The organism is Sphingomonas sp. GM_Shp_1 (assembly GCF_026540895.1).
In the GTDB taxonomy this organism is placed as follows: domain Bacteria; phylum Pseudomonadota; class Alphaproteobacteria; order Sphingomonadales; family Sphingomonadaceae; genus Sphingomonas.
The window spans coordinates 19,286-44,863 of the sequence record NZ_JALNUR010000023.1; the positions used below are offsets into that span (position 1 = coordinate 19,286).

The window sequence follows — 25,578 nt, forward strand, 5'->3', positions numbered from 1 at the left end:
GGGGACCGCCGTGAAGCGGCGGTGGAGGGAGCGTTCCGCAAGGGATGTCCTGTGAGGATGCCCCCCTCCGTCAGCGCTTGCGCGCTGCCACCTCCCCGTGCCGGGGAGGATCGCTTCCTGGCACCGATCGACATTCCCCATTCCACCCCTGCAAGGGGAGGTGGCAGGCCGTCAGACCTGACGGAGGGGTATCACGGCTGCTGGGGCCCCTGCTCCTCGCGAGCGTTCCTGCCCCTCCACCACCACTCCGCGGCTGTTCCCCTCCCCAAGCGCAGCTTGGGGAGGATCGTGCCTTAGCGCGCCGCCAAGTTGGTGCGGCCCGCAGGCGGCCAGTTCTGTGCCCCGCACTTCTTGACCACCCATTCGGCCTTCTTGTTCCAGCACAGCGCATCGAGGCGCGGCATGGTCGCGGCGAAATGCTCGCGGCCGATGTAACGCGGGAAACGCTGCTCGCCATAAGGGGTCAGGCTGTTGCGCAGTTCGCGCATCCGATCGACCGCCAGTTCGCCCAGATGGCCGCGCGGGGTGAAGACCGCCGCATGCGCGATCGATCCCGCCGTCTGGCAGAAATTGAGTTGGGCCGCGACCGCCGCGAAGCTGGAATAGGTGCGCGTGCCATATTGATCGAGCGCCATCTGGCCTTCGCGCGGCGTCTTGCTGGTCCGCTTGAAATAGGCGCCCAGCGTGTCGAACGCGCCCTTCAATTCCACATCGTGATCCTTCAGGATCGCGTTGTAGTTGGAGACGGTCGAAAGCATCGGCTCGAACTGGCATTGCAGGGCGGCGACGTTCAGCGCCGCGCGCATGTTCCACAACAGTCCCGCCCGCAATTCCGCCGGGGTCGCGCCCGGAAGCGGCTGTCCGATACCGGGTTCGTCACCCCGAACCGGTTTGCCTTCGAAATTATAGGGCTGCAGGAAAAATTGCGCCGATGCGGGTGCCGCGGCACCCATCCCCCAAAACGCCACGCCGGCGACCAGCGCGGTACGCACCACCTTCATCTGATTTCGATCCTTCCCCCGTAGGGCCTTCGAGCGTCCCGAAACATAACGCTTTTCCGGCTTTTCCCCAAATGGAAATCACGGGTTCGGCAACCCCGTGCGGTGGACGGTGTCGTTACGGAAGGGCAGCGAAAATCGCGCGACGCGCCAAGGAAAAGGGGCCGCCCGGTCGCCCGGACGGCCCCTCCCACGTCGGGAATGACCCCGACGATGATTACATCGCGTTGGTCGCGTTGGTCATCATCGTGTCGTTGGCCATCATCATGTCGTTCGACATGGTGTCGTTGGCCATCATGCCGCCGTTCATGGCGCCGTCGACGGCGGTCATGTTGTCGGTGGCGGTGTCCATGCCTTCCGAAGCGTTCATTTCGGTGGTCATGTTCGCGTCGGTGGTGTTCTCGGTGTTCGAGCCGCAAGCCGAAACCGCGAGCGCCGCGCCGGCGATGATCGAGCCCGTCAGGACCTTGGAGATGATTGCACGCATTGGAAGCTCCCTTGATATTAAGGATTTGGAACGGCTTGCTGGCCCTATTACCCAAATCGGGGTGGACATTAATCGGATACCGCCCAGGCCTCAAGCCTCGTTTTGTCGGACCTGCCCCAGGGACTGGAGGAACGCCGGAAGAGTGAACGCTAGCGCCTCGTCAAAGGTTTCCAACGACTTGACGCCGTTTAACGCAAAAAGACTGGTCACGGGGAACTCCGGCAAGCCGCAGGGAACGATTCCACCGAAATGGGACAGGTCGGGCGCGATGTTGATCGCGAAGCCGTGAAGCGTGACCCAGCGACGCACCCGGACGCCGATCGCGCCGATCTTCGCCTCCGTGCCTCCGTCGCGCGTCCAGATGCCGACCCGCTCGTCGACGCTGAAGGCGTTGACCCCCAGTCGGGCGAGCGCGGCGATCAGCCAGTCCTCCAGACCATGGACGAATTGCCGCACATCGCGGCCGCGCCGGTTGAGGTCGAGGATCAGATAGCCGGTGCGCTGGCCGGGGCCGTGATAGGTATATTTGCCGCCGCGCCCGGTCTGGAACACCGGAAAGCGCGGATCGACCAGCTCGACCGGGTCGGCGCTGGTCCCCGCCGTATAGACGGGCGGGTGTTCGAGCAGCCAGACCAGCTCGCGCGCCTGGCCCTGCGCCACGGCGGTCGCGCGCGCCTCCATCTCGGCGAGCGACTGGTCATAGGGGGTCAGGCCGGGGCTGACCCGCCATTCGATATCGGGCATGTCGGGAAAATGGGTCACGATCACGGCTATCTGCGCCCGCCATCGCCCTGATGCAAGCGGTGGGCAAGCGGGGAGAGCCCGTTGCGGTCACGATGGCGTTGCACGTCGCGATGGGCTAGGTCGGGGGGCTAGGTCGGGGCGATTGCCCGGACGATCAGGGGGCGACCATGGCCGGCTCAAGGGAGGAACGATGACCGTCAGGATCGGATCGGTGTGGGACAGCACGCAGCAGGTGCTGGCGGGCAGGGCCGCCATGCTGATACCCTTCGCCGCGATCGGCTTCGTGCTGCCCAGCCTGTTGCAGCTTCTGGTCCTGCCCCAGGGCGGCGCGTCGTCCGCCGGCAATGTCTCCGGCCCGGGGCTGGTCGTGACCATCGTGTCGCTGGTGCTGGGGGTATGGGCGCAACTGGGGATCATGGCGCTGGCGACGCATCCCGCCACCACGTCGGCAGAGGCGTCGCGTGCCGGGTTCCGCCGTTTCTTTCCGGTAATGGGCCTGGCGCTGGCGATCGGTTTCGTTGTCGCGTTGCTGGTCCTGGTCTTCATCATCGGCATGGTGGTGTTCGGTTTCGATTTCGCGGCGGCGATGGCGGTCAATGGCGACCCCTCGCGCATGCCGCCGATGCCGGGCGCGGCGGCGATCTTCGCGACCATCTATTTTCTTGTGGCGCTGCCGCTGGCGCTATGGCTGGTCGCGCGGTTGATGCTGACCTATGCCGTGGTCCTCAACGAGCGGCGCGGGCTGGGGGCGTTTCGTCGTTCGATCGCGTTGACGCGGGGCATGACCTGGCGGCTGATCGGCATGACGCTGCTGTTCCTGATCGTCCTGTCGGTGTCGGTCTTCGCGGTACAGGGCGTGACGGGCGCGGTGTTCCGGCTGATCCTGGGCCCCGACATGCTCTGGCTCGTGCTGGCGTTGACGACCTTGGCGAGCGCGGTGGTCAGCGCGGCGTTCATGACGCTGGCCTATGTCTTCATCGCGCGCCTCTATGTCGCGACGGCGGGGGAGCAGGCGCTTCGCCAGGATGGCCAGAACGGATCGCCGCAACTGTAATGACATTGAACATCGTCGCGACCCTGCGGGATGCCTGGGGCCTATTCCTCCGGGATCGTTCGCTGCTGATCCGGCTGGCGGGGCCTTTCCTGTTCTGGCCCGCGCTGGCGCTGGGGCTGCTGGTCCCCGCACCGCCTCTGCCCGATGAAGGCGTGGGGGAGGCGACCGCGCAGGCCACCGCCTGGATCGATTCGGTCGGCCAATGGGCGGGCCAATATGGCGGCTGGTATCTCGCCAGCTATGCCGTCGGGCTGATCGGCACCGCCGCGCTGCTCGCGCTGGTGCTCGGCGAGGGGCGGCTGACCGTGGGGGAGGCGCTGGGCCGGGCGCTGGGGATCGCGCCCCGCTATGTGCTGGCGATGGTGCTGGTCGCCCTGCCGGTCGGGGCGGGGATGCTGCTCTACATCCTGCCGGGCCTCTATGTGGCGGGGCGGCTGTTGCTCGTCGGGCCCGTCCTGCTGGCCGAGCGGCGGATGGCGGCGGTGGCGGCGCTGGCCCGCTCGGTCAAGCTGACGCGCGGGGCGGGGTTGCCGATGGCGGCGCTGTCCGCCTGCACCTATCTGGGCGGGATCGTCGCGACCCAGCCGATCCTGATGCTGATCGACCTGTCCAAGGGGGATGGGCCGGGCAATCCGGTGGCGCTGGCGCTGCTCCACGCCGCGGCGGCGGCGGTCGCGATGGCGGCGGGTCTGGCCCAGGCGCTGATCGCGGTGGCCGCCTATCGCCGGCTGGTCAATCGACCGGCCTGATCCGGGGGATTTGCGGCGCGGCGTCCTCGGGCAGCAGGCCGAGCGCGCGCGGGTCGACAAAGGTCTCGATCGCGCGGCCGATCGCGGTGAAACCCTGACGCCGATAGAAATTGAGCGCGGAAGGGTGATCGAGGGTGCAGGTATGCACCCATACCCGCTCGACGCTGGCGGTCCAGGCGCGCATCAATGCCTGTGCCATCAGCCAGCGGCCATGGCCCTGCCCCGCCAGTTCGGGGATCAGCCCGAAATAGGCGATCTCGCATTCGCCCGCCTGACGATGGTCGAGTTCCAGCAGCCCCACCTCGATCCCGGCCCGGTCGACCACCGCGAAGACCGACACGGCGGGATCATGGATGATCGCGGTCAGCATGTCGTCGGACATCACCAGTCGCGAGAACCACAGCCAGGGCGCGCCGACCCGCGCGAACAGCGTGCGGTATTTGGCCGGGTCGGGCTGCACCCAGGCGACCAGGCTCAGCGACGCGGGGGGCATGGGACGCGGGCGGGGCCGCTCGCGCATCTCCAGCGTGGTGACGATGGTCGCGACCTCGGTCGCATCGACGGGGATCAATGCCATGGCGCTTATTCCCAGGTCGCGAGCGGCGGCAGGCTCATCAGGATCGCGTCGATATTGCCGCCGGTCTTCAGGCCGAACAGCGTCCCCCGGTCATAGACCAGGTTGAACTCGGCATAGCGCCCGCGCCACGCCAGCATCCGCGCGCGGTCGGCCTCGGTCGAGGGCAGACCCATGCGCCGCCGGACGATGCGCGGGAAGATGTCGAGGAACGCCTCGCCGACATCGCGGGTGAAGGCGAAATCGCCGTCGAAATCGCCCTCCAGATGGTCGTAGAAGATGCCGCCGACACCGCGATGCACCTGGCGATGCGGGATGTAGAAATAGTCGTCGGCCCAGGCCTTGAACCGGGGATAATGATCCGGGTCATGCGCGTCGCACGCCGCCTTCAACCGGGCGTGGAAATCGGCGGTGTCCTCTTCGATGGGCAGCGGCGGGTTCAGGTCCGCGCCGCCGCCGAACCAGCGCTTGGTGGTGGTCAGGAAGCGGGTGTTCATATGCACGGCGGGCACATGCGGGTTCGCCATATGCGCGACCAGGCTGATCCCCGTCGCGACGAAGCGGGGATCGTCGCCCGCGCCGTGAATGGTCTTGGCGAACGGCCCCTCGAAGGTACCGCCGACGGTCGAGACATTGACCCCGACCTTTTCGAAGACCCGCCCCTTCATCACGCCGCGCACCCCGCCGCCGCCGGGCTCGCCGCTGGGGTCGGTACGGTCCCAAGCGGTATAGGCGAAGGCGGCGTCCGATCCGGCTTCGCGCTCGATCGCCTCGAACTCGGCGCAAATCCGGTCGCGCAGGGATTCGAACCACCGGCGGGCGGCGTCCTGCTCGGCATCGAGCGCGATATCGGGGGTGCGGCTGGTCATCACCGGGGCGTTCTGGGCATGGCCGGGGCGGGGGGTCAACCCGCCATATGCGCCCAACCGGTCTGGCGGCGCGCCTCCGCCATCAAAATCCCGCCGGTGATCGCGACGTTAAGCGAACGGACGCCCTCCCGCATCGGCACGCGGACCCGAATGTCGGCGGCGTCGTGCACCGCACGCGGCACGCCCGCCCCTTCCGAGCCGAGCAGGATCACGTCGTCGGGCCGGAACGCCATCTCGGGCAGCGGCACCGCCCCCAATGTCGTCGCCAGCACGATCCGCCCCGGCGTCGCGGCCCGGAAAGCCTCCCAATCGGCGTGGCGCACCACCTCGGCCATCGCCGCATAGTCCATCGCCGAGCGGGCGAGCGCCCGATCCGAATAGGGGAAGCCCATCGGCTCGATCAGGTCCACCGCGACGCCGAAACAGGTGGCGGTGCGGATCAGCGTGCCGACATTGCCGGCAATGTCGGGCTCATGAAGCGCGAGCCGCATTACTGGTCGGGAAAGGCGAGCAGCGAATCGACCGCTAGCCCCTCGGCCCGCAACGCCTCCGCACCGCCCAGATCGGGCAGGTCGACCAGGAACTGCGCCTGTTCGACCACGCCGCCCGCCTTGCGGATCAGCCGGACGGCGGCGCGCGCGGTGCCGCCGGTGGCGATCAGATCGTCGACCAGCAGGACACGGGCACCGGGGACCAGCGCGTCCTCGTGCATCACGATCCGGTCCTGGCCGTACTCGAGCGCATAATCCTCGGCGATGGTCGCGCCGGGCAGCTTGCCGTCCTTGCGGATCAGCAGCACGCCCGCGTTCAGCGGCACCGCGAGCGCGGCGGCGAACAGGAAACCGCGCGCTTCGATCCCGGCGATCAGGTCGACTTCCCCTCGCGTCGCGGCGGCCATCCGCTCGATGGCGGTCGCGAAGCCCTTCGGATCGAGCAGTAAAGTGGTGATGTCGCGGAACTGGATGCCGGGCTTGGGGAAATCCGGGATGGTGCGGATCAGGGCTTTCAGGTCGTCATTGGCGGTCATGCTGGGTCTCATGGGCCGGTGGGGCGCGGGGGTAAAGGGGGGGGCGCATCCCTTACTCCGTTCAGGCTGAGCGTAGTCGAAGCCCACGCGTGGACCTTCCCGCTTGGCAAAGCGATTCCCTTGGCCTTCGACTTCGCTCAGGCTGAACGGAGGTCGGGAGGGGGGGGCGGTACTCCCAATAAAAAGGGCGGCCTCCTCTCGGAAACCGCCCCTAAGTCTCTCACACGGGCAACCCCGGTCTCAATGCTTCACGTCGCGCCAGACATTCTGATACGCGCCCCAGGCCAGGAAGCAGAAGATCAGGATGAAGATCACCGCCCCGATCCCGGCGGCGTGGCGCGATTCCAGCCGGGGCTCGGCGGTCCAGGTCAGGAAGGCGGCGACGTCCTTGGCCATCTGGTCGCGGGTCGCCAGCGTACCGTCGGTATATTGCACCTGGCCGTCCGAGGTCAGCGGCGGCGGCATCGCGATGTTGAGGTTCGCGAAATAGGGATTGTAGTGCAGGCCCGTCGGCGTCTTGATGTCCGGGAACTTGCGCAGCAGCTCGGCAGGCTGGTTGCGATAGGCGTCGGGGCCGATCAGCGAATAGACGTAATTGGTGCCGTCATGCCGCGCCTTGGTCATCAGCGACAGGTCGGGCGGCAGCGCATTGTTGTTCGCCGCGCGCGCCGCCACCTCGTTGGCGAAGGGCGAGGGGAAGCGGTCGGCGGGCACGTTCTTGCGCGTCGTCGCCTCGCCCGTCTCCGGGTTGATGCTCGGCTGTTCGATCACCCACTGGTTGGCGATCGCCTTCACCTCGGCCTCGTTATAGCCCAGGTCCTTCAGGTCGCGGAACGCCACCAGCCGCAGCGAGTGGCAGGCCGCGCAGACCTCCTTATAGACTTGGAAACCGCGTTGGAGCTGGCGACGGTCGAAACGGCCGAAAATGCCGTCCGACGCCAGATGCGCGGGCTTGGGGTGAAGGTGGAATTCCTCCTCGGCGGATGGAGCGGGCGGGTCGGAGACGAGCCCCGACACGCTGCCCCACAGCGCGATGGCGAGAACCAGGGTGAAGGCCGCGCCGACCAGGAATGCGATGCCACGAACCATGTTCAGCTATCCTCTTTCGGTTCGGGTCAGGCCAGGGCCGACTTGGTGGGCGCAGTGCCGCCATGCTTGGACAGCACGGCTTCGGTGATCGAGTTGGGCAGCGGCGCAGGACGCTCCGTCCGGGCGATCCAGGGCAGGATCACCAGGAAGTGGAGGAAATAATAGGCCGCCGTCAGCTGGCTGAGGATGATGAAGAAGGGCGTCGCGGGCGAGCCCCCGCACCAGCCGAGCAGCAGCACGTCGACCACCAGAACCCAGAAGGCGACCCGCGCCTTGGGCCGGAAATTGTTCGACCGCACCGGCGAGCTGTCCAGCCAGGGGAGGAAGAACAGCAGCAGGATCGACCCGAACATCGCCAGCACGCCCCACAGCTTGGCGGGCAGGATGAAGTCGGCGGTGAAGGCGCGCAGGATCGCGTAGAAGGGCCAGAAATACCATTCGGGCACGATATGCGCCGGGGTCGAGAGCGGGTTGGCTGGAATGTAATTGTCCGGGTGCCCCAGATAATTGGGGAAAAAGAACAGCAGCCCCGCGAAGACCAGCAGGAACACGCCCAGCCCCACCGCATCCTTGGCGGTGTAATAGGGGTGGAAGGGCACGGTATCCTGCTCGCCCTTCACATCGACGCCGGTCGGGTTGTTGGAGCCCGGAATATGCAGCGCCCAGATGTGCAGGATGATGACGCCCGCGATCACGAAGGGCAGCAGATAGTGGAGCGAGAAAAAGCGGTTGAGCGCGGCATTGTCCGGCGCGAAACCGCCGAGCAGCCAGATGCGGATGGTATCGCCGACCAGCGGGATCGCCGAAAAGAAGCCGGTGATGACCTGCGCGCCCCAGAAGCTCATCTGCCCCCAGGGGAGCACATAGCCCATGAAGGCGGTCGCCATCATCAGGAGGAAAATGACGACGCCCAGCAGCCACACCATCTCGCGCGGGGCCTTGTACGATCCGTAATAGAGGCCACGGAAGATATGGGTGTAGACCACGATGAAGAACATCGACGCGCCGTTGGCGTGGGCATAGCGCAGGAACCAGCCCGCGTTCACGTCACGCATGATGCTTTCGACCGAGTCGAAGGCGACGCCCGCATTGGCGGCATAATGCATCGCCAGCACGACGCCGGTGATGATCTGGATGGCGAGGGCGGCACCCGCCAGCACGCCGAAATTCCAGAAGTAATTCAGGTTGCGCGGCACCGGATAACCCGCGCCCACGGCATTGTAGACGAGGCGCGGCACCGGCAGCTTCTCGTCCAGCCAGCGCATGAGCGGCTGTTTCGGTTCGTAATGCTTGGCCCAGGGAAAGCTCATCTCTCAAATCCCCTTCAAGCGGCCGCGCCGACCGTGACGGTCGTGTCGGTGTCGAATTTATACTCGGGAACCAGCAGGTTCAGCGGCGCCGGGCCCTTGCGGATGCGCGCGGCGGTGTCATAGGCCGAACCGTGGCAGGGGCAGAAATAGCCGCCATAGGGCCCCTTGTTCTCGCCCTCGCCCGCGCCCAGCGGCACGCAGCCCAGATGGGTGCAGACGCCCAGGGTGATCAGCCAGTTCTTCTTGCCCGGCTTGGTCCGCTGCTCCAGCGTCTGGGGATCGCGCAGGTCGGACAGCGGCACTGCATCGGCCTCGGCGATTTCCTTGGGCGTCAGGTTGCGGACGAACAGCGGCTGCTTGCGGAAGCTGGTCTTGATCGCCTGGCCGGGCTCGATCTTGGACAGGTCGACCTCGGTGGTCGACTGGGCGAGCACGTCGGCGGAGGGGTTCATCTGGTTGATCAGCGGCAGAACGATCGCCAGGGCGCCGACGCCCGCGAAGGACACGGCGGCGACGTTGATGAAGTCGCGACGGCGGGGATCATGGACCTCTTCCTGGAATGGCTCCGGCGCCTCGCCGGGGGGTACGGTGTTCTCCGTCATCGCCATTCGTCCTGTCCCTCCACCTGGTTCGCGTCCGCGATCGATACGCCGTGGCGGTCGCGCCGGATTGTTCCGGTCCTGCGCCGCCCTCTCAACTCACCCGTCCATGATGAACGGTGCTTCAGGTTAGCCTTGCTTGACGGGCTTTGCCAATCCCCTTTGGCCAATCCCCTTCGCCCCCCGGCCCCGTCGTTCAGCGCCCATGCATCGCCATGGGTGCAGGAACCATGGCACGACGCGACGGGTTGACCGTCGATCGACGCGGATGACGGATCCCTGCCGCACCCGCATGGCGACAGGCCAGGGATATGGAGAGCGAGGATGGGCCTCGGCAAGACGGGTTGGGCCGCGTTGATGGCGGCCGGGTTGCTGGCACTGGGCGGCTGCGCCGATGGCTATGGCTATAGCGGCGTGTCGGTCGGATCGGGCTTCGGCGGCGGCTATGGCCCCGGCTATTATGGCTATGGCGGCGGCTATGGTTATGCGCCGTCCTATTATGGCTGGTACAACGACTTTTATTATCCGGGTACCGGCATCTACGTCTATGACCGCTATCGTCGGCCCTATCGCTGGAACGACGGACAGCGGGCCTATTGGGAAGGGCGGCGCGGCGCGTGGCGCGGCGGCCCGATCCGGGATCAGTGGCGCGGCTGGGGCCGTGACGGATGGCGGGGCGACCGCTGGCGCGGGCAGGGCTGGCGGGGCAATGGCGCCGTCGCTCCCACGCCCGGCGTGCCGCGTGCGGAGGGCTGGCGTGGCAATCGGGGCACGCCCGGCGGCGGGCGCGGCGGCCCTCGCCCCGGCGGTCCGCGAGGGTCTCGCGGACCGCGCTGAGACTCAGGCGGCGGGCTGGGTCCGGATCATGACGGTGGGGCGGAAGCGCATGACCGCCACATCGTCCTGATTGTAGACGGTCAGCAGGCTGACGACGAAGCCCATGTCCGGTCGACTGGCCGAACGGCGCGTCTCCAGCACTTCCGTCTCACAACGTAGTGTGTCGCCGGGATAGACGGGCTTCAGCCAGCGGAGTTCGTCGATGCCGGGCGACCCCAGGCTCTGAAAGCCGATGTCCCGGTAATGCGCGACGATCATCGCCATCGTCATCGATGCGGTGTGCCAGCCGCTGGCCGACAGCCGCCCGAAATGGGTGGCCGCCGCCGCTTCGTCGGACAGATGGAAGGGCTGGGGATCGTAGCGCGCGGCGAAGGCGATCACCTCGTCACGGTCGACATGGCAGGCGCCGAACCGCGCCACGTCGCCCACCGCCATATCCTCCAGCCAGATCATCGCCGTCCTCCCTTATCGCCGCAGAACGCGCCGGAAGGGCGCATCGGTTCCGTCCAGGCCGCGACCCGGCGGCAGGCCGATCAGATCGCGCAGCAGAGGCGCCACATCGACATTGTCGAACGGGGCCAGCTTCGCGCCGGGGCGGAAGGCCGGGCCTTGCGCGATGAACAACGCGGTCATGCTGGGATCGGCATTGTCGTAACCATGCGCGCCGCCGGTAAAGGGCTTGTCCGCCGGCTTGGCGTCGATCAGCCACCCGGCATCGGCCAGGCAGAAATAGGGGGCGATGCGCGGGTTGCGGCCATAGCGGAAGCGGGCCGGAATCCCGTTCCTGCGCCAGCAATCCATATGATCGTGATGGCTCAGCAGGCGCGCCTCCAGCGCGGCCTCGTGACCCGGCACCGCGCGGATCATCGCGAACGGGCCGTCTTCGGACATTTCGTAATCGGCCGGGTTGACCATCCGGTCGAGCGCGATGACCCGTTCGCTGGAGGTGGCAGCCATGCCATGATCGGAGACGATCACCAGATTGGCGGCCAGGCCCAGTTCGGCCAGGCCCGATACCAGCGCGCCGATCGCCTGGTCGACATGGGCGATCGCGGCATTCACCTCCGCCGAATCCGGGCCGCCGTCATGGCCGGCGATATCCACCTCGTCGAAATAGAGCGTCAGGAAGCGCGGGCGGGTCGGGCCGGGGCGTCGCAACCAGTCGATGACCGTATCGACCCGCTGGCGGTCGGAGATGTTGGCGTTGAACTGCAACCAATCATGCGGACGAACGCCGCCGGTGACGGCATGGTGCCCGCGCGGCTGGAGCGTGCCGCCCCAGGCGACGTTGGAGCCGGGCCACAGCATCGTGGCGGTGGGAATGCCCGCCCGCTCGGCGGTGACCCAGACCGGTTCGGCCTCATCCCACCAATAGGGCTGATCCGAGGCCATGGTGAAGCGCTCGCCCGGATGCGCGGGGTCGGTGAAGCTGTTGGCGACGATGCCGTGCCGGTCGGGCACCACGCCGGTCACTAAGGTCCAGTGGTTGGGAAAGGTCTTGGACGGAAAGGACGGTCGCATCGCGGCGGTCACGCCCTCCGTCGCCAGGTGCGACAAATGGGGTGACAGGCCGCGCGTCAGATAATCGGCGCGAAACCCGTCGATCGACACCAGGATCGTCACCGGCGCGCGCGCTTCGGCGGGGGCGGCAGCGGAAGCGACGGATGCGGCTGGCGAGGTGCTGGAGACCGGCGGCAGCGACGGCGGGCTGTATGGGTAGGCGCAACCGGCCAGCAAGGCCAGCGCGAGAGCGACGAGGGGGAGTCGGGTCACGGTGAGGATCGTCCTTTCGGTCCCACCCGATAACGTGATCGTGTTGCACTGGCGAGCACTGGGTCCAGTCCTGATCGACATTCACTCATTCCTCCCCTTGTAGGGGAGGTGGCAGGCCGTCAGGCCTGACGGAGGGGTGTCGCGCTCTCGATACGGGGACACCCCTCCACCATGCTGCGCATGGTCCCCCTCCCCTTGCAGGGGAGGAATGATGACCCTTCCGCTTGAATGTCGATCCGGCCTAGCCAGCAGGCTGGCAAGCTCCGCTAACCCTCTCCCCTATCCAGTGGAGAGGGAAGTAGCAGGAATGTCGATCGGCCCCGGATCGACATTCACCAAGTTATGCGCGCAGAGGCGCAGAGAAATCCTGTTCGTACCGCAGCGCGCCTCAGCATGGTCCGATGGTAAAGACGGACTGCGATCACCGCAGGCACACCCTCTCTGCGTCCTCCGCGCCTCCGCGCGAACACATTCTCCGCAGCTTCGCGCGAAAACGAATGTCGATTGAGCTTGGACGTGGCCAGGATCGGCAGGGAACCACGTAGAGCCAAGTCGCCCGGAAGGTGCCGTCAGGTTACGGGAAAGAAGCGACGAATCTCGTCATCGCTGTTGCGCAGGAGCAGGCGCAGCCGTGCCTCCGCGTCGCTGGGCCGGTCGCCGGGCAGGCCCGCCATCGCCCATTCGCCGAACGCGGGCGCATCGATCATCCGGTCGTCCAGAATGGCGATGTCGGTATGGCGCGGATCGCGGGCGATGCGCTCGAACGCCTCGGCGACGCTGTCGGCGGGGCCTTCGATCAACTGGCGATACTGGCCCTCGCCGATCCACAATAGGCCCGAGATACCGTCCATGCCGTTGTTCCGACGCGAGGTCGCCAGAATCGCCTGATGATCGGCACGCACATCCTCGCCGACCGGACGGCTGCTATAGATGATGCGGCGGTACGGGCTAACATGGATCATGATGTCAGGCGTAACGCGCCGATCGCGTCCTGCAAAGCGGGAATGCGCCGGCCGGTGGAAGCCGACCGGCGCATCATGGATCACACGTTGAAGCGGAACAGCATCACGTCGCCATCCTGGACGACATATTCCTTGCCTTCCGCGCGCAGCTTGCCCGCATCGCGCGCGCCCGCTTCGCCCTTGAACGCGACATAGTCATCATAGGCGATGGTTTCGGCCCGGATGAAGCCGCGCTCGAAGTCGCTATGAATCTCGCCCGCCGCATTGGGGGCCTTGGCACCGCGATGGACGGTCCAGGCGCGTGCCTCCTTCGGCCCGACGGTGAAGAAGGTGAGCAGGTCGAGCAGCGCGTAACCGGCGCGGATCACGCGGGCCAGGCCGGTTTCCGACAGGCCCAGTTCGGACAGGAATTCGCCGCGATCCTCGACCGGCATGGTCGCGATCTCGGCCTCGATCGCCGCCGACACGACGACCGCCTGCGCGCCCTCGGCAGCGGCCTTCTCGAAGACTCGCGCCGAGTGGGCGTTGCCGTTCGCAGCGTTCGATTCCTCGACATTGCAGACATAGAGGACCGGCTTGGCGGTCAGCAATTGTGCCTGTGCAAAGACGCGGGCTTCCTCCTCGTCCTTGGGCTTGGTCAGGCGGGCGGGCTTGCCCTCACGCAGCAGGTCGAGCGTCTGGCCGAGCACCGAGGCGGCGATCTTGGCCTCCTTGTCGCCCTGCTGGCCCTTCTTGATGAAGGCGGGAACGCGCTTTTCCAGGCTTTCCAGGTCGGAGAGCATCAGCTCGGTCTCGACCGTCTCGGCGTCGGCGATGGGATCGACCTTGCCCTCGACGTGAGTCACGTCGCCGTCCTCGAAGCAGCGCAGGACATGGACGATCGCGTCCACCTCACGGATATTGCCCAGGAACTGGTTGCCCAGCCCTTCGCCCTTGGACGCGCCGCGCACCAAGCCGGCGATGTCGACGAAGGCCAGCTGCGTCTCGATGATCTTGGCCGACCCGGCGACCTCGGCCAGCTTGTACAGGCGCGGGTCGGGAACCGCGACGTTGCCGACATTCGGCTCGATCGTGCAGAACGGATAATTGGCGGCCTGCGCCGCCGCCGTTTCGGTCAGCGCGTTGAAAAGGGTGGACTTGCCGACATTCGGCAGGCCGACGATGCCGCAGCGGAAACCCATGCGTCGCTTATCCTACTGGAAAGGGGAAAGCGCCCCTCTAGCGACGATGGCGCTATTTCTCAACCGATGGTGGGTGGGGCGCTTAATCCCAAACGCCCGTTCCGCCCGAGCGAAGTCGAAGCCTGCCCTGAGCGCCTGCCTTGGCAGGCTTCGACTTCGCTCAGGCCGAACGGGGCGGGGTGTTCAGGCGATCCCGGCCATCATCGCGGCGGCATAGGCGAGGAGCATCATACCCAGCGCGGCCGAAAAGCCCATCAGCACCAAGCCCATATAATAGAGCATCGGCGGATGCGCCCGCTTCGCTTTCTTGTTCCGCCCGAGACCCGACAGGACGAAACTTGCCAGCATGCCAAAGGTGAAGACACAAAATTCGAGCATGGGGCGTAACGTCCGGTCCTGGGGCTGCGATGGGCAATCCCCTAGCCGATATAGGTTAACCGCACGATATCGGGGCGACGAAGCGCCCTGAATCATCGCTGAGGCGATGGAACTTTTCGGCTCGTCGCCGGTCTGCGACGCGTCGTCGTTCCTATCGATAGTTAAAGCTGACGCTGATCCGCTCGCCCTTGGCGCCATTGGGCACCACCTCGTGCCGCAGCCAGCTTTCCCACAACAGCACCGTGCCCGGCTGGGGCGTCGCGGTGGCGAAGGTCGCCAGGTCTCCCGGCGCATCGGGGCGGCGAGGCGGGGCGGCCATCAGCATCGGGAGGCGCGGGTCCTCCAGCTTCAATGCGCCCGAGCCTGCAGGCATGGCGACATAGAGCGTGCCCGAGACGACCGAATGCGGATGGATATGCGCGGAGTGATGCCCGCCCGGCTTCAGGACATTGACCCACAGGCTATCGAGCTTCAGCTTGCGCCCGCCCAGGTCGAACGCGCATTCCTCGGCGAAGCGCGCGACATGGCGATCCAGCTTCTTGCGCAGGTCGGCGAAGACGGGATCGCGGATCGGCAGGTCGTTTAGCGAGGCGTAGCTGGTATAGCCGCGATAGCCATGCTCCCTCGACCAGCGCCGCCCGGCGCGATCGTCCTCGGCCAGCGCCCAGCAGCTCTGCTCGATCTCCTCCAGCAGATCGGCATCGTCCAGCTGCCCCTCATAGAGCAGCGAGGCGAACAGACGCCGCACGCTCATGCCGCGTCCCCCATGCGTAGCGCGATGTCGTTGACGAAACGGACATCATCCCCTTCCGCCAGCCAATGCGCCTCCGCCGCCACCGCGCCGAGCAGGTCGGACAGCGGCTCGATCTCCGCCTTGGCGTAATTGCCGAGCACATAGCCGGTGACGCGATCCTTATGCCCCGGATGGCCGATGCCGAGGCGCACGCGGCGGAAGTCCGGCCCCAGATGCTGGTCGATCGAGCGCAGGCCGTTATGCCCGGCCGTGCCGCCGCCGGTCTTCACCTTCACCCGGAACGGCGCGATGTCGAGTTCGTCGTGGAAGACGGTCAACGCCTCGACCCCCAGCTTGTAGAAGCGCAGGGCCTCGCCGACGCTGCGGCCGCTTTCGTTCATGAAGGTGGCGGGCTTGAGCAGCAGGATCTTCTGGCCGCCGATCCGCCCTTCCTGGGTCCAGCCCTGGAATTGCTTCTTCACGGGGCCGAAATCATGCACCTCGGCGATCGCGTCCATCGCCATGAAGCCGACATTGTGGCGGTGCATCGCATATTGCGCGCCCGGATTGCCCAGTCCGGTCCAGACCTGCATGTGATATTCCTCTTCGCGTCTTTGGCCACGGCCCCTAGCATCGGGGAGGCGGGACGCACAGGGTCAGGCGGTCAGCCGATCGATCGCGCGTGCCGTCATCCGGCGATAGGTCTCGTCGGAATAACGATGCGTGCCGACGAAATGGATCAGCCGCTCGTCGCCCGAGACGGGGTCGAGCCAATAGTTGCAATAGCGCGCATAGGGCAGAAGCCGCGCGCCCGGTTCGTTGGTGAGCAGGAAGTTGGAGGTGACCTGCTCGCTGCCCCATCGCCGCCAGATATCCTCGCCGACCAGCCGGGTCGCCTCCGTAGAGAAGCGCATCGCCTCGGCCCGTCCGCTCGGCCCCCCGCGCGCAAAGCCCGCAAACCCCGCACAGCCGCGTATATAGGAGTAACGCCCGGCATCGGCATGACCGGCGAGGCGCGATTCGACCAGGATCTGCATATGCGCGGGCTCGGCCACCGGGCCCTGCGGATAGCGCCGGGCGACATAGTCGGGCAGGGTCTGGATACCCTTTTCCTCGGCGTCCGGGCCGCCCAGGAAGATGAAGCTGCCATTGGCGGCGATCGCGGCCCGCACCTCGGCCACGTCACCCAGCGTCACCGTGTCCGAATCGAGCTGGATGACATAATCATGCGCGCGAAGGGCGAGGAGCGTCAGCAGCCTTTCCCAGGCGCCCCCCTTCGGACAGGTGCCGGTATCGACATCGGCCAGCCTCAGCATGACCGGCGATCCGCAATGATGGGACAGGATGCGCTTGTCCGCCTCGGTCAGGCTGCCGTCGTCGAGGATGACGATCCGGCCCATCCCAAGATGATGGTGAAAGGACTTCACCGCGACCAGATAGGGCAGCAGCGTCGCGGTGCCGATCATCGAAAAGATGACCACACCATCATCCTTGGGGACGATCGGCGGCGTCGCCAGGATTGCGACCGCGTCGCGGAGATGCCGCTTCATCCGCCGCGACCGCAACAGCCGATCGACCGCGCGAAAGGCGAGGTCGAAGCCCGGCAGATGACGGATCGTGTCGATCATGGCCCCCGTGATGAGGCAGCCGGATCGACCCGGCAAGTCACGATCCGTATCGGCGAAGGACCGATTCGGGACCGACGGGATTCAGATCAGGCCTTGGGCGCGCAGGCTGACATGGCCCGAGGTGCCGATGATCAGATGGTCGTGCACCGTGATCCCCAGGTTGCGCCCCGCCTCCGCAATGGCACGCGTCACGTCGATATCGGCGCGGCTGGGCGAGGGGTCTCCGCTGGGGTGGTTGTGGACCAGGATCAGCGCCGCCGATCCGAATTCCAGCGCGCGGCGGATGACCTCGCGAATATAGACCGGGGCCTGATCGATCGAGCCTTCGCCCATCAATTCGTCGCGGATCAGCATGTTGCGGGTGTTGAGGTGAAGCACCCGGAACCGCTCCACGCCATGATGCGCCATATCGGCATGGAGATAGTCGAGCAGCGCCTGCCAGTTGGACAGGATCGGGCGCCGCGCCGCATCCGCCTGGACCAGCCGCAGCGCGCAGGCATGGGCGATCTTCAACGTCGCCGCCGCCGTCTCGCCCACCCCGTCGACCCGTTGCAGCGCGATCGGATCGGCGGTCAGCACGCCGCCGATATCATGGAATTCGCGCAGCAGCGCCTTGGCGATCGGCTTGGTATCCCGGCGGGGAATGGCGGTGGTCAGCAGATATTCGAGCAGTTCATGATCGAGCAATCCGCCGCCCGCCAACAATCGCTCGCGCAGTCGTGCGCGATGCCCGGCATGGTCGCCCTCGCGACCCGGACCCTGATCCCGCCCCTTATCGTCCATGCCATTCCCCCTGTCGGGACAGCATAGGGCGGGCGAGGGGAACTGTCGCCGGGCTTCATGCGATTGCGTGCGGCGCGACCCTGTGGCTATGACATGGGGCAGGTTGAAGGAGTGGCATCGGGGTGGAGGGCGCGAACGAGGAGGTCGGACCGCGCATCAGCCCGACGCGACGCTTCCGTCGCCTGCAACATATCCTGATCGCCATCGCCCTGATCCTGCTGGTCGCGCTGATCGCGCTGTGGATCGCGCGCAAGTCGCTGGCCGGGGATGCGATCGACCGCGCATTGGCCGAGCGCGGCGTGCCCGCCCGCTACAAGATCGCCGATCTGGGGCTCGGTCGGCAAAGGCTGACCAATGTGGTGATCGGTGACCCGGCCCATCCCGATCTGGTCGCCGACTGGCTGGAGACGCGGACGCGCATCGGCCTGTCGGGGCCTGTGGTGACGGGGGTGCGCGCCGGGCGGGTGCGGTTGCGCGGGCGGCTGGTGGACGGGCGGATCACGCTGGGCACGCTCGACCGGTTGATGGGCCCGCCCTCTGGCAAGCCCTTCGCGCTGCCTGCACTTGATGTGGTGGTGCAGGATGGCGGGATAAGGCTGGATACGCCGCAGGGGCTGATCGGGCTCAGCCTGTCGGGACAGGGCGTGTTGAGCGACGGTTTCACCGGGCGGCTGGGCGCGGTCGCGCCGCGTCTGACCTTGGGCGATTGCGTCGCGAGCGGGCTTGCCGCGCCGCTGCGGGTGCGGATCGTGCGCGAACGGCCGACGCTGACGGGACCGGTCAAGTTGGACGGGCTGAAATGCGGCGAGGTGACGGCGCGTCAACTGGCGGCACGGGTCGATGTCGCCCTCGCCGCCGCGCTGGACCGCTGGCAGGGGCGGGCGACGCTGAACAGTGCGGCGATCCGCCATCCCGCCCTGGCCGCCACCTCGGTCGACGGGACGATCGACTTTGCCGGAGATGCGGCGGCGACCGGCGGTCGGCTGGCGATGACCGCGCGGGGGCTGGCGGCGCGGGCCGGTCGGGCGGAGCGCGGCGTCGTCGAGGGGCGCTATCTGCTCGGTCGCGCGATGCGCTTCGACGGGCGGATGCAACTCGGCGGTGCGCAACTCGCCCCCGCCCTGCTCGCCCGGACCCAGGGCTGGAGCGCCGCCACCGCCGCCACCCCGGTCGGGCCGGTGGTGCGCGCGATGCTGAACGCCGCGGCGCGGAGCGGACGCCGCTTTGCCGCCGATATGCGGTTGGCGCTCGACCGGCAAAGCGGACCGCGCGCGGCGGGCCTGTCGGTGCGCATACCCAGCCTCGCGCTGGCCTCGGACAGCGGCGGGCGCATCGCCTTTCGCGGCGAGACGGGCCTTGTCTATGACGCGACCGGGCTGCGGGTCGATACGACGCTGGCGACGGGGGGCGGGGGACTTCCCGTTATCCGCGCGACGCTGCGCCAGGCGGCACCGGGCGCGCCGGTTCTCGGCACGGCGGAATTGGCCCGTTATCAGGCGGGTGGTGCGGCGCTGGCCTTCGACCGGATGCAGTTCCGGGCCGCCGCCAATGGCGAGACGGCGGTCACCACGCGGCTGGCGCTGTCCGGGCCGATCAGCGGCGGTCGGATCGACGGGCTCGTCCTGCCGATCGCGGCGCGCTGGGACGGCGGGCGGAATATTCGGATCAATCCCGATTGCCAGCCGCTGGCCATCGACCGGCTGGCCGTCTCGGGCCTGCGGCTGAACCGGATGGCGACCCGGCTCTGTCCGCTCGACGGTGCGCTGGTGCGGCTCGACGGCACCCGGCTGGGCGGCGGGGCCCGGCTCGGCCCGATGCGGGTGGTGGGCCGGATCGGCAGCAGCCCGCTGACCGTCGCGGCAGCGACCACCCGCTTCGCGCTGGCCGACCGCTCCTTCGCGCTGACCGGCGTGGAAAGCCGTATCGGTCGCCCCGAATCGCCGACCCGGATCGATGCGGCGAACCTGACCGGGCGGATCACGCCGGAGGGGATTGCGGGCCGGTTCGACGGTGGCGCGGGGCAGATCGGGCAGATTCCGCTGCTGCTCCAACAGGCCGCGGGCGATTGGCGGCTCGCGGGCGGCACGCTGTCGCTCAACGGCGATTTGCAGGTGCGCGACGCCCGCGCCGAATCGCCCCGCTTCCTGCCGATGGCGGCGCGCGGCGTCGCCCTGACCTTGGCGGGCAACCGGATCGACGCGACCGGGCAGTTGTTCGAGCCGACCCGGTCGGTGAAGGTCGCCGATATCACGATCCGCCACGCGCTCGACCGGTCGGTGGGCATGGCCGATCTGGCAGTGCCGGGCATAAGCTTCACCAAGGAATTCCAGCCCGAACTGCTGACCCCGGTGACCAAGGGCGTGATCGAGGATGTCCGGGGCAAGATCACCGGCCAGGGCCGGATCGACTGGGACGGCAACGGCGTCCGCTCGACCGGGCAGTTCGGGACCGACGCGATCGACCTCGCCGCCGCGCTGGGCCCGGTCAGCGGGATCGCGGGCACGATCCGCTTCACCGACCTGCTCGCGCTGGAAAGCGCCCCCGGTCAGGTCGCGACGGTCAAGACGATCAACCCCGGCATCCAGGTGACGAACGGCGTGGTCCGCTATCAGACACTGTCGGGCGCACGGGTGAGGGTGGAGAGCGGGCGCTGGCCGTTTGCGGGCGGCACGTTGACCCTCGACCCGACGCTGCTCGACTTCTCGCAACCGGTCGAACGGCGCATGACCTTCCATGTCGAGGGGGCCGCCGCCGACCAGTTCCTGCTCCAGTTCGACTTCCAGAATCTGAACGCCACCGGGGTCTTCGACGGCACGCTGCCGATGATCTTCGACGAGCGCGGCGGGCGGATCGAAGGCGGGCGGCTGGTGGTGCGGCCCGGCGGCGGCAGCATCGCCTATCTGGGGGAGATCAGCCAGAAGGACCTCGGCCTGTGGGGCAATCTGGCCTTCGGGGCGCTGCGCTCGCTCAATTATCGCAGCTTGCGGATCGACATGAACGGCCCGCTGGCGGGCGAGATGGTGACCGATGTCCGCTTCGCCGGGATCAGCCAGGGCAAGGGGGCGAAGACCAATTTCCTGATCCGGCGGCTCCAGCGGCTGCCCTTCGTCTTCAACGTGCGGATCAAGGCGCCTTTCCGCGGGCTGCTCGATTCGGCCCAGTCCTTCTACGACCCGCGCCGCCTGATCCAGCGCAATCTGCCCGCGCTTCTCGAAGAGCAGAACAAGCGCGCCGCGCCGCGCGCCAATCCGCCCATTCAGCCTTCCGCAAGCGAGACCGTGCCATGACCGTAACAGGATTGAAAATGCTGGACAGAATGCCGATCTTGGGTGGAGCACGATGGATGCCGGTCGCGCTTTTGGCGATGAGCGGGGGATGCGTGAACATCTCCGCGCCCGACAAGCCGATCGAAATCAATCTGAACATCAATGTGACGCAGGAAGTGGTATATCGCCTGGATGGCGAGGCCAAATCGCTGATCCAGCAGAATCCGGGGATATTCTGATCATGAAGACGAAGACGTTGATCCTGGCGCTCGGCGCGGTCGCGCTGCTCGGCGTGTCGGGCATGGCGATGGCGCAGCGCGACCCGGCCTATGCGGCGGCCCGCGCGGCGGGGCAGGTCGGCGAGCAGCCCGACGGCTATCTGGGCATCGTCGGCGCCGCCACGCCCGAGCTACGCACCCTGGTCAACAGCATCAACATCCAGCGCAAGGCCGCCTATACCCAAAAGGCGCAGGCCAGCGGCGCGACCGTCGAGCAGATGGCCTTCACCAGCGGCTGCAACCTGATCGCGCAGACCGCGAGCGGCGAAAAGTACAAGACGCCCGAAGGCGTGTGGAAGACGCGGACGAGCGCGCCACCGGAACGCGCCCCGGCCTGCGTTTAAGAAGCGCTTCTTCCTCCCCTCCCGCAGGCGGGAGGGGCTGGGGGAGGGGACTCGGGTAGCGTTCAAGCCAGCGATGTGAGGAGCGGGCGGGATTCCGTGCGACCAAAAAGCGGCATCGCTCGCGGACAGCGCCAGCCCCCCCCCGACCCCTCCCGCTTGCGGGAGGGGAGAAGAAGGTGAAGAGGTTCGATGGACACCCCCTGTCGCCTTTCAGACACAATCCTTAACACATCTGTCACAACCTTACCCCCAAGCGGTTGACTTGGGAGGACACGCTTTCTAAACGGGCCTCGCCTTGGCGGGGTCGCTCGCCGTTCGCGCGCATTCTCCCCTTCGGTGACGAAAACAGGTGAGGGTGGCTGCGTGGCGGAGAAGGAGCCCGGACGGGACTTTGGCGATGCGGACGATCCGCGTCTGGCCGCGCTGGATCAGCGATTGGCCAAGGCGAGAGCGGACGAAGCATCACGGCAGGGGGTGAAGGTGGATGCCGACAGGGGATATTCCCAGGGCAGCCGCGTCATCTCCGCGCTGATCGGAAGTCTTGTCGGCAGTGCGTTGATCGGCTGGCTCTTCGACCGCTGGTTCGGCACCGCGCCCTGGGCCCTGATCGTGATGCTGTTCCTGGGGATCGGCGTGGCGTTCAGGCAGATCATTCGGATTTCTGGCGAACGCCCGGAGTAACCGGGCGTTCGTCATATGTGGGAACGAAGCAGCGTGGCGGCAGAATCGGGCGGCAAGATTGATCCGATGCACCAGTTCCTGATCGAGCCGGTGCTCGGTCGGCACTGGGTGGTCGGCGGCTACGACCTTTCCTTCACCAATTCCGCTCTGTGGATGGTGGCGACGCTGGTCGCGCTGTGGGTGTTCATGATCGGCGGCATGAAGCGCGATCTGGTGCCCGGACGCTGGCAGGCGGCGGTCGAGGGTTTCACCGGCTTCGTCAACTCGATGCTGACGTCGAATATCGGCCCCGAAGGCAAGCGCTTCCTGCCGTATGTCTTCTCGCTGTTCATGTTCATCCTTTTCGCCAACGTGCTGGGCCTGCTGCCCTTCGGCGTGGTGCCGGGTGTCCATCCCTTCACCGTGACCAGCCATGTGACCGTTACGGGCGTGCTCGCGCTGATCTCGTTCGCGATCGTGCTGATCGTCGGCTTCGGTCGCCACGGCTTCCACTTCTTCGCGCTGTTCGTGCCGCACGGTACGCCCAAGCTGATGATCCCGCTGATCTTCGTGGTCGAGCTGATGAGCTTCCTGGTGCGCCCCTTCTCGCTGGGTCTGCGACTGTTCGTCGCGATGACCGCGGGGCACATCCTGCTGAAGGTTCTCGCCGCCTTCGTCATCAACGGCATCAACATGGGCCCGGGCTATGCCGCGCTCATCACCCTGCCGAGCTTCCTGCTGATGATCGGCATCACCCTTCTCGAACTGCTGGTCGCCGCGATCCAGGCCTATGTCTTCGCGCTGCTGACCTCGGTCTATCTGAACGACGCCGTCAACCTGCACTGATCCGGTAACGCCGGACCGGGCAGGCGGACGCGCCGCCGACTTGAATACCCAAACGACCCTTTTTGAACTGGAGTGATTGAAATGGACGCAGAAGCTGCACGGATGATCGGCGCCGGCCTGGCCGCGATCGGCATGGGCATCGCCGCGCTCGGCGTGGGCAACGTGTTCGCCAAGTTCCTCGAAGGCGCGCTGCGCAATCCGGGTGCGGCGGACAGCCAGCAGGGCCGCCTCTTCATCGGTTTCGCCGGTGCCGAGCTTCTGGGCCTGCTCGCCTTCGTGACGATGATCATCCTGGTGTTCGTCGCCCAATAATTCTGATCAACCGGGCGGCGCTTCCGTCGCCCGGTTGATATGGCAACGAGGACTCCATGCCCCAGATAGCACAGATCAGTGCGACCTATGCGTCGCAGATCTTCTGGCTCCTGATCACCTTCGGCCTGCTCTATTTCGTGGTCGGTCGTGGGATGGTGCCCAAGATTCAGGCGACCGTCGACGCTCGCGAAGCCCGTATCGCCGGCGATCTGGCGGCGGCGGAGGCCGCGCGTGCCGAGGCCGACCGGGTCGAGGCGGCATGGCGGGCCGAGATGGACGCCGCGCGCGTCGCCGCGATGGCGGAAACCAACGCCGCCAAGGCGCGGGCCACCCATGCCTTCGAGGCGCAGGTCAAGGCGGCCGATGCCGACCTGGCCGAGCGGCTGGGTCATCACGACCTGGCGATCGCCAATGCCAAGGCCGAGGCGATGGCCAATCTTCAGTCCGTGGCGGCGGAAGCCGCGCGCGATCTCGTCGCCAAGCTGTCCGGCGTCCATCTGGGCGAGGATGCGGCGGCCGACGCGGTGCGAAAGGTGAGCGCGCATGGCTAATCATTCCGCGAACGGCGTGCTGACCAATGGCGATGCGCTGGTGGCGCAGAACCTGGCGGATGCGGCATCGGCCGAAGGCATGACGCCGCGTCCGATCCGTGAAGGCGATGGCCTGACTGGCAACACCGTCGCCCCTGCCGAAGCAGAGCATCATGCCGTCAGCCCGACCGCGCTGGGTTTCGATTCGACCGGCTGGGTGGCGCTGGCCGCTCTGGTCGTGCTGATCGGGATGCTGGTGAAGAAGGTCCCCGCGATGATCGGTCGTTCGCTCGACCAGAAGATCGCCGCGATCCGCGCTCAGCTCGACGAAGCGACCAAGCTGCGTCAGGAAGCCGAGACGCTGAAGGCCGAATATGAGGCCAAGGCGAAGGCGGCGCATGCCGATGCCGAGGCGATGCGCGTCCAGGCGCAGCATGAGGCCGGGCAGTTGCTCAGCAAGGCCAAGGCGGATGCCGAGGCGCTGATGGAGCGTCGCGCCAAGATGGCCGAGGACAAGATCGCCGCCGCCGAGCGCACCGCGCTGGCCGAGGTCCGCGCCCGCGCCGCCGAGGCGGCCGCCAAGGCCGCCGGTCTGCTGATCGCCGAGCACCACTCGGCCGATGCCGACCGGGCGATGATCGACCGCAGCATCGCGGGGCTCGGCCGCCCGAACTGATCGGGTCCGAGTGCCGATGACAGGACCGCGCTTCGGGTGACCGAGGCGCGGTTCGGCCGTTTTAAGGGCAGCTCACCACTCCTCCGTTCGGGCTGAGCGAAGTCGAAGCCCAAGGGAATCCCTCTCCCCGCGCGTGGATAGGGCAGGGCGTAGGCTTCGACGTCGCTCAGCCTGAACGGAGGGCGGGGAAAGCCCATTCCTCCCCAAGCTCGCTTGGGGAGGGGGACCGTCGGGCAAAGCCCGGTGGTGGAGGGGCCGACTCCATCTCCACATCATAGCCTGCCCCTCAAAGGCAGGCCCGCATCGCCGCCTCTTCCGGGTTTCCGGCGCCGATGCCCATTTTTCGAGCCCGTGACCAAGGAGACGCTCCGATGGCATGGGTCATTCTGGGCATTGCCGTGATCACCGAGATTTGCTGGGCGCTCAGCCTGAAATGGGCGGCGACGCTGGCCACCTGGCAGGCGTCGAGCGTGCCGATCATCCTCAGCTTCGTGAATATGGGCCTGCTCGCGCTCGCCATGCGCGGGCTTCCGGCGGGTACCGCCTATGCGGTGTGGACCGGGCTGGGCGCGATCGGCGTGGTGATCGGTGGGGCCATCGTGTTCGGCGACCGGATCGCGCCGATCCAGGCGGGCTTCATGGTGCTGACCGTGATCGGCGTGATGGGGACCAAGCTTTTCGCGCAGGGGTGAGCCGCCCCGTCTTTTGTTCGCGCGAAGCCGCGAAGACGCGAAGAAGGTGGTTCGCGCAGAGGCGCAGAGAGCGCGGAGGAACTTGCGCCATTTTTTTCCCGTCGCCCCAGCGCAGGCTGGGGCCTTTAACGACAAGATCCCAGCCTTCGCTGGGATGACCGTTGGGAACTCTGCTCTGCGTCCCCCGCGCCCCCGCGCG

The 25,578-nt window shown here is 67.1% G+C and carries 31 protein-coding genes; 12 read left to right on the forward strand and 19 right to left on the reverse strand.

From position 1 onward, the window contains the following. Window positions 1-293 precede the first annotated feature (293 nt). The 3 genes from OXQ33_RS12310 to lipB form a co-directional block, all read right to left on the reverse strand. Complete coding sequence (locus OXQ33_RS12310) at window positions 294-1,001, reverse strand: hypothetical protein (RefSeq protein ID WP_267434983.1); 708 nt, start codon at window positions 999-1,001, stop codon at window positions 294-296. Window positions 1,002-1,215: 214 nt separating this feature from the next. Beyond that, window positions 1,216-1,485 carry a hypothetical protein gene (locus OXQ33_RS12315; RefSeq protein ID WP_267434984.1) on the reverse strand — a complete coding sequence of 90 codons (270 nt, stop codon included), beginning with the start codon at window positions 1,483-1,485 and terminating at the stop codon, window positions 1,216-1,218. A gap of 90 nt (window positions 1,486-1,575) precedes the next feature. Further along, the gene (gene lipB, locus OXQ33_RS12320; protein ID WP_267435021.1) at window positions 1,576-2,229 is read right to left on the reverse strand and encodes a lipoyl(octanoyl) transferase LipB; all 654 of its coding nucleotides are present in this window, start codon (window positions 2,227-2,229) and stop codon (window positions 1,576-1,578) included. Between the two features lie 190 nt (window positions 2,230-2,419). Between lipB and OXQ33_RS12325 the strand changes: the two genes are divergently transcribed. Together OXQ33_RS12325 and OXQ33_RS12330 are read left to right on the forward strand one after the other, a co-directional pair. Further along, window positions 2,420-3,283 (forward strand): hypothetical protein, encoded by an 864-nt coding sequence (locus OXQ33_RS12325; protein ID WP_267434985.1) that lies wholly within the window; start codon window positions 2,420-2,422, stop codon window positions 3,281-3,283. Further along, a complete protein-coding gene (locus tag OXQ33_RS12330) occupies window positions 3,283-4,032 on the forward strand; it encodes a hypothetical protein (protein ID WP_267434986.1) in 750 nt (249 codons plus the stop codon). Before OXQ33_RS12325 ends, OXQ33_RS12330 begins: the two co-directional genes overlap by 1 nt. On the opposite strand, the gene OXQ33_RS12335 is transcribed toward OXQ33_RS12330, so the two are convergent. The 7 genes from OXQ33_RS12335 to petA all read right to left on the reverse strand — a co-directional run bounded on the left by OXQ33_RS12335 (window position 4,016) and on the right by petA (window position 9,509). Beyond that, window positions 4,016-4,609 carry a GNAT family N-acetyltransferase gene (locus OXQ33_RS12335; protein WP_267434987.1) on the reverse strand — a complete coding sequence of 198 codons (594 nt, stop codon included), beginning with the start codon at window positions 4,607-4,609 and terminating at the stop codon, window positions 4,016-4,018. The genes OXQ33_RS12330 and OXQ33_RS12335 overlap by 17 nt on opposite strands. 5 nt (window positions 4,610-4,614) lie before the next feature. Continuing rightward, window positions 4,615-5,475, reverse strand: coding sequence for an oxygen-dependent coproporphyrinogen oxidase (gene hemF / locus OXQ33_RS12340; protein WP_267434988.1), 861 nt, complete (start codon window positions 5,473-5,475; stop codon window positions 4,615-4,617). Window positions 5,476-5,510: 35 nt separating this feature from the next. Then, window positions 5,511-5,966 carry a TrmH family RNA methyltransferase gene (locus tag OXQ33_RS12345; RefSeq protein WP_267434989.1) on the reverse strand — a complete coding sequence of 152 codons (456 nt, stop codon included), beginning with the start codon at window positions 5,964-5,966 and terminating at the stop codon, window positions 5,511-5,513. Then, window positions 5,966-6,502 carry an adenine phosphoribosyltransferase gene (locus OXQ33_RS12350; protein ID WP_267434990.1) on the reverse strand — a complete coding sequence of 179 codons (537 nt, stop codon included), beginning with the start codon at window positions 6,500-6,502 and terminating at the stop codon, window positions 5,966-5,968. Before OXQ33_RS12350 ends, OXQ33_RS12345 begins: the two co-directional genes overlap by 1 nt. A gap of 240 nt (window positions 6,503-6,742) precedes the next feature. Next, window positions 6,743-7,591, reverse strand: coding sequence for a cytochrome c1 (locus tag OXQ33_RS12355; protein WP_267434991.1), 849 nt, complete (start codon window positions 7,589-7,591; stop codon window positions 6,743-6,745). A gap of 26 nt (window positions 7,592-7,617) precedes the next feature. Beyond that, complete coding sequence (locus OXQ33_RS12360) at window positions 7,618-8,901, reverse strand: cytochrome b/b6 (RefSeq protein WP_267434992.1); 1,284 nt, start codon at window positions 8,899-8,901, stop codon at window positions 7,618-7,620. A gap of 14 nt (window positions 8,902-8,915) precedes the next feature. After that, the gene (gene petA / locus OXQ33_RS12365) at window positions 8,916-9,509 is read right to left on the reverse strand and encodes a ubiquinol-cytochrome c reductase iron-sulfur subunit (RefSeq protein WP_267434993.1); all 594 of its coding nucleotides are present in this window, start codon (window positions 9,507-9,509) and stop codon (window positions 8,916-8,918) included. 315 nt (window positions 9,510-9,824) lie between these two features. On the opposite strand from petA, the gene OXQ33_RS12370 reads away from it, so the two are divergent. Then, window positions 9,825-10,337, forward strand: coding sequence for a hypothetical protein (locus tag OXQ33_RS12370; RefSeq protein WP_267434994.1), 513 nt, complete (start codon window positions 9,825-9,827; stop codon window positions 10,335-10,337). Window positions 10,338-10,340: 3 nt separating this feature from the next. Here OXQ33_RS12370 and OXQ33_RS12375 read toward each other — a convergent pair whose 3' ends face one another. The 9 genes from OXQ33_RS12375 to radC all read right to left on the reverse strand — a co-directional run bounded on the left by OXQ33_RS12375 (window position 10,341) and on the right by radC (window position 17,775). Next, window positions 10,341-10,790 carry a MaoC family dehydratase gene (locus OXQ33_RS12375; protein WP_267434995.1) on the reverse strand — a complete coding sequence of 150 codons (450 nt, stop codon included), beginning with the start codon at window positions 10,788-10,790 and terminating at the stop codon, window positions 10,341-10,343. Window positions 10,791-10,802: 12 nt separating this feature from the next. Beyond that, entirely contained in the window at window positions 10,803-12,110 is a 1,308-nt protein-coding gene (locus OXQ33_RS12380; protein ID WP_267434996.1) for an ectonucleotide pyrophosphatase/phosphodiesterase, read from the reverse strand. A 569-nt stretch (window positions 12,111-12,679) separates the two neighbouring features. Then, window positions 12,680-13,072, reverse strand: a complete 393-nt coding sequence (locus OXQ33_RS12385; protein WP_267434997.1) for a BLUF domain-containing protein — start codon at window positions 13,070-13,072, stop codon at window positions 12,680-12,682. Between the two features lie 80 nt (window positions 13,073-13,152). Next, the gene (gene ychF, locus OXQ33_RS12390) at window positions 13,153-14,253 is read right to left on the reverse strand and encodes a redox-regulated ATPase YchF (RefSeq protein ID WP_267434998.1); all 1,101 of its coding nucleotides are present in this window, start codon (window positions 14,251-14,253) and stop codon (window positions 13,153-13,155) included. A 183-nt stretch (window positions 14,254-14,436) separates the two neighbouring features. Beyond that, on the reverse strand, window positions 14,437-14,631 hold the full coding sequence (locus tag OXQ33_RS12395; protein WP_267434999.1) for a hypothetical protein: 195 nt from the start codon (window positions 14,629-14,631) through the stop codon (window positions 14,437-14,439). Between the two features lie 151 nt (window positions 14,632-14,782). Next, window positions 14,783-15,385 (reverse strand): TIGR02466 family protein, encoded by a 603-nt coding sequence (locus OXQ33_RS12400; RefSeq protein ID WP_267435000.1) that lies wholly within the window; start codon window positions 15,383-15,385, stop codon window positions 14,783-14,785. Next, the gene (gene pth / locus OXQ33_RS12405; protein ID WP_267435001.1) at window positions 15,382-15,957 is read right to left on the reverse strand and encodes an aminoacyl-tRNA hydrolase; all 576 of its coding nucleotides are present in this window, start codon (window positions 15,955-15,957) and stop codon (window positions 15,382-15,384) included. Before pth ends, OXQ33_RS12400 begins: the two co-directional genes overlap by 4 nt. 63 nt (window positions 15,958-16,020) lie before the next feature. Next, a complete protein-coding gene (locus OXQ33_RS12410; protein ID WP_267435002.1) occupies window positions 16,021-16,992 on the reverse strand; it encodes a hypothetical protein in 972 nt (323 codons plus the stop codon). Between the two features lie 81 nt (window positions 16,993-17,073). Beyond that, the gene (gene radC / locus OXQ33_RS12415; RefSeq protein WP_267435003.1) at window positions 17,074-17,775 is read right to left on the reverse strand and encodes a DNA repair protein RadC; all 702 of its coding nucleotides are present in this window, start codon (window positions 17,773-17,775) and stop codon (window positions 17,074-17,076) included. 122 nt (window positions 17,776-17,897) lie between these two features. On the opposite strand from radC, the gene OXQ33_RS12420 reads away from it, so the two are divergent. The 9 genes from OXQ33_RS12420 (at window position 17,898) to OXQ33_RS12460 (ending at window position 25,379) form a co-directional block, all read left to right on the forward strand. After that, window positions 17,898-21,062: a YdbH domain-containing protein gene (locus tag OXQ33_RS12420; RefSeq protein WP_267435004.1), complete on the forward strand. Its 3,165-nt coding sequence runs from the start codon at window positions 17,898-17,900 to the stop codon at window positions 21,060-21,062. Window positions 21,063-21,091: 29 nt separating this feature from the next. Next, complete coding sequence (locus tag OXQ33_RS12425; protein WP_230481998.1) at window positions 21,092-21,280, forward strand: YnbE family lipoprotein; 189 nt, start codon at window positions 21,092-21,094, stop codon at window positions 21,278-21,280. Between the two features lie 2 nt (window positions 21,281-21,282). Then, on the forward strand, window positions 21,283-21,663 hold the full coding sequence (locus OXQ33_RS12430) for a YdbL family protein (protein WP_267435005.1): 381 nt from the start codon (window positions 21,283-21,285) through the stop codon (window positions 21,661-21,663). 363 nt (window positions 21,664-22,026) lie between these two features. Next, the gene (locus OXQ33_RS12435; protein WP_267435022.1) at window positions 22,027-22,344 is read left to right on the forward strand and encodes an AtpZ/AtpI family protein; all 318 of its coding nucleotides are present in this window, start codon (window positions 22,027-22,029) and stop codon (window positions 22,342-22,344) included. A 33-nt stretch (window positions 22,345-22,377) separates the two neighbouring features. Then, on the forward strand, window positions 22,378-23,169 hold the full coding sequence (locus tag OXQ33_RS12440) for a F0F1 ATP synthase subunit A (RefSeq protein WP_267435006.1): 792 nt from the start codon (window positions 22,378-22,380) through the stop codon (window positions 23,167-23,169). 81 nt (window positions 23,170-23,250) lie between these two features. Then, the gene (locus tag OXQ33_RS12445; protein WP_267435007.1) at window positions 23,251-23,481 is read left to right on the forward strand and encodes a F0F1 ATP synthase subunit C; all 231 of its coding nucleotides are present in this window, start codon (window positions 23,251-23,253) and stop codon (window positions 23,479-23,481) included. Between the two features lie 56 nt (window positions 23,482-23,537). Continuing rightward, complete coding sequence (locus OXQ33_RS12450; RefSeq protein WP_267435008.1) at window positions 23,538-24,032, forward strand: ATPase; 495 nt, start codon at window positions 23,538-23,540, stop codon at window positions 24,030-24,032. Then, on the forward strand, window positions 24,025-24,687 hold the full coding sequence (locus OXQ33_RS12455) for a hypothetical protein (RefSeq protein WP_267435009.1): 663 nt from the start codon (window positions 24,025-24,027) through the stop codon (window positions 24,685-24,687). Before OXQ33_RS12450 ends, OXQ33_RS12455 begins: the two co-directional genes overlap by 8 nt. A 371-nt stretch (window positions 24,688-25,058) precedes the next feature. Then, a complete protein-coding gene (locus tag OXQ33_RS12460) occupies window positions 25,059-25,379 on the forward strand; it encodes an SMR family transporter (RefSeq protein WP_267435010.1) in 321 nt (106 codons plus the stop codon). Window positions 25,380-25,578: the final 199 nt, after the last annotated feature.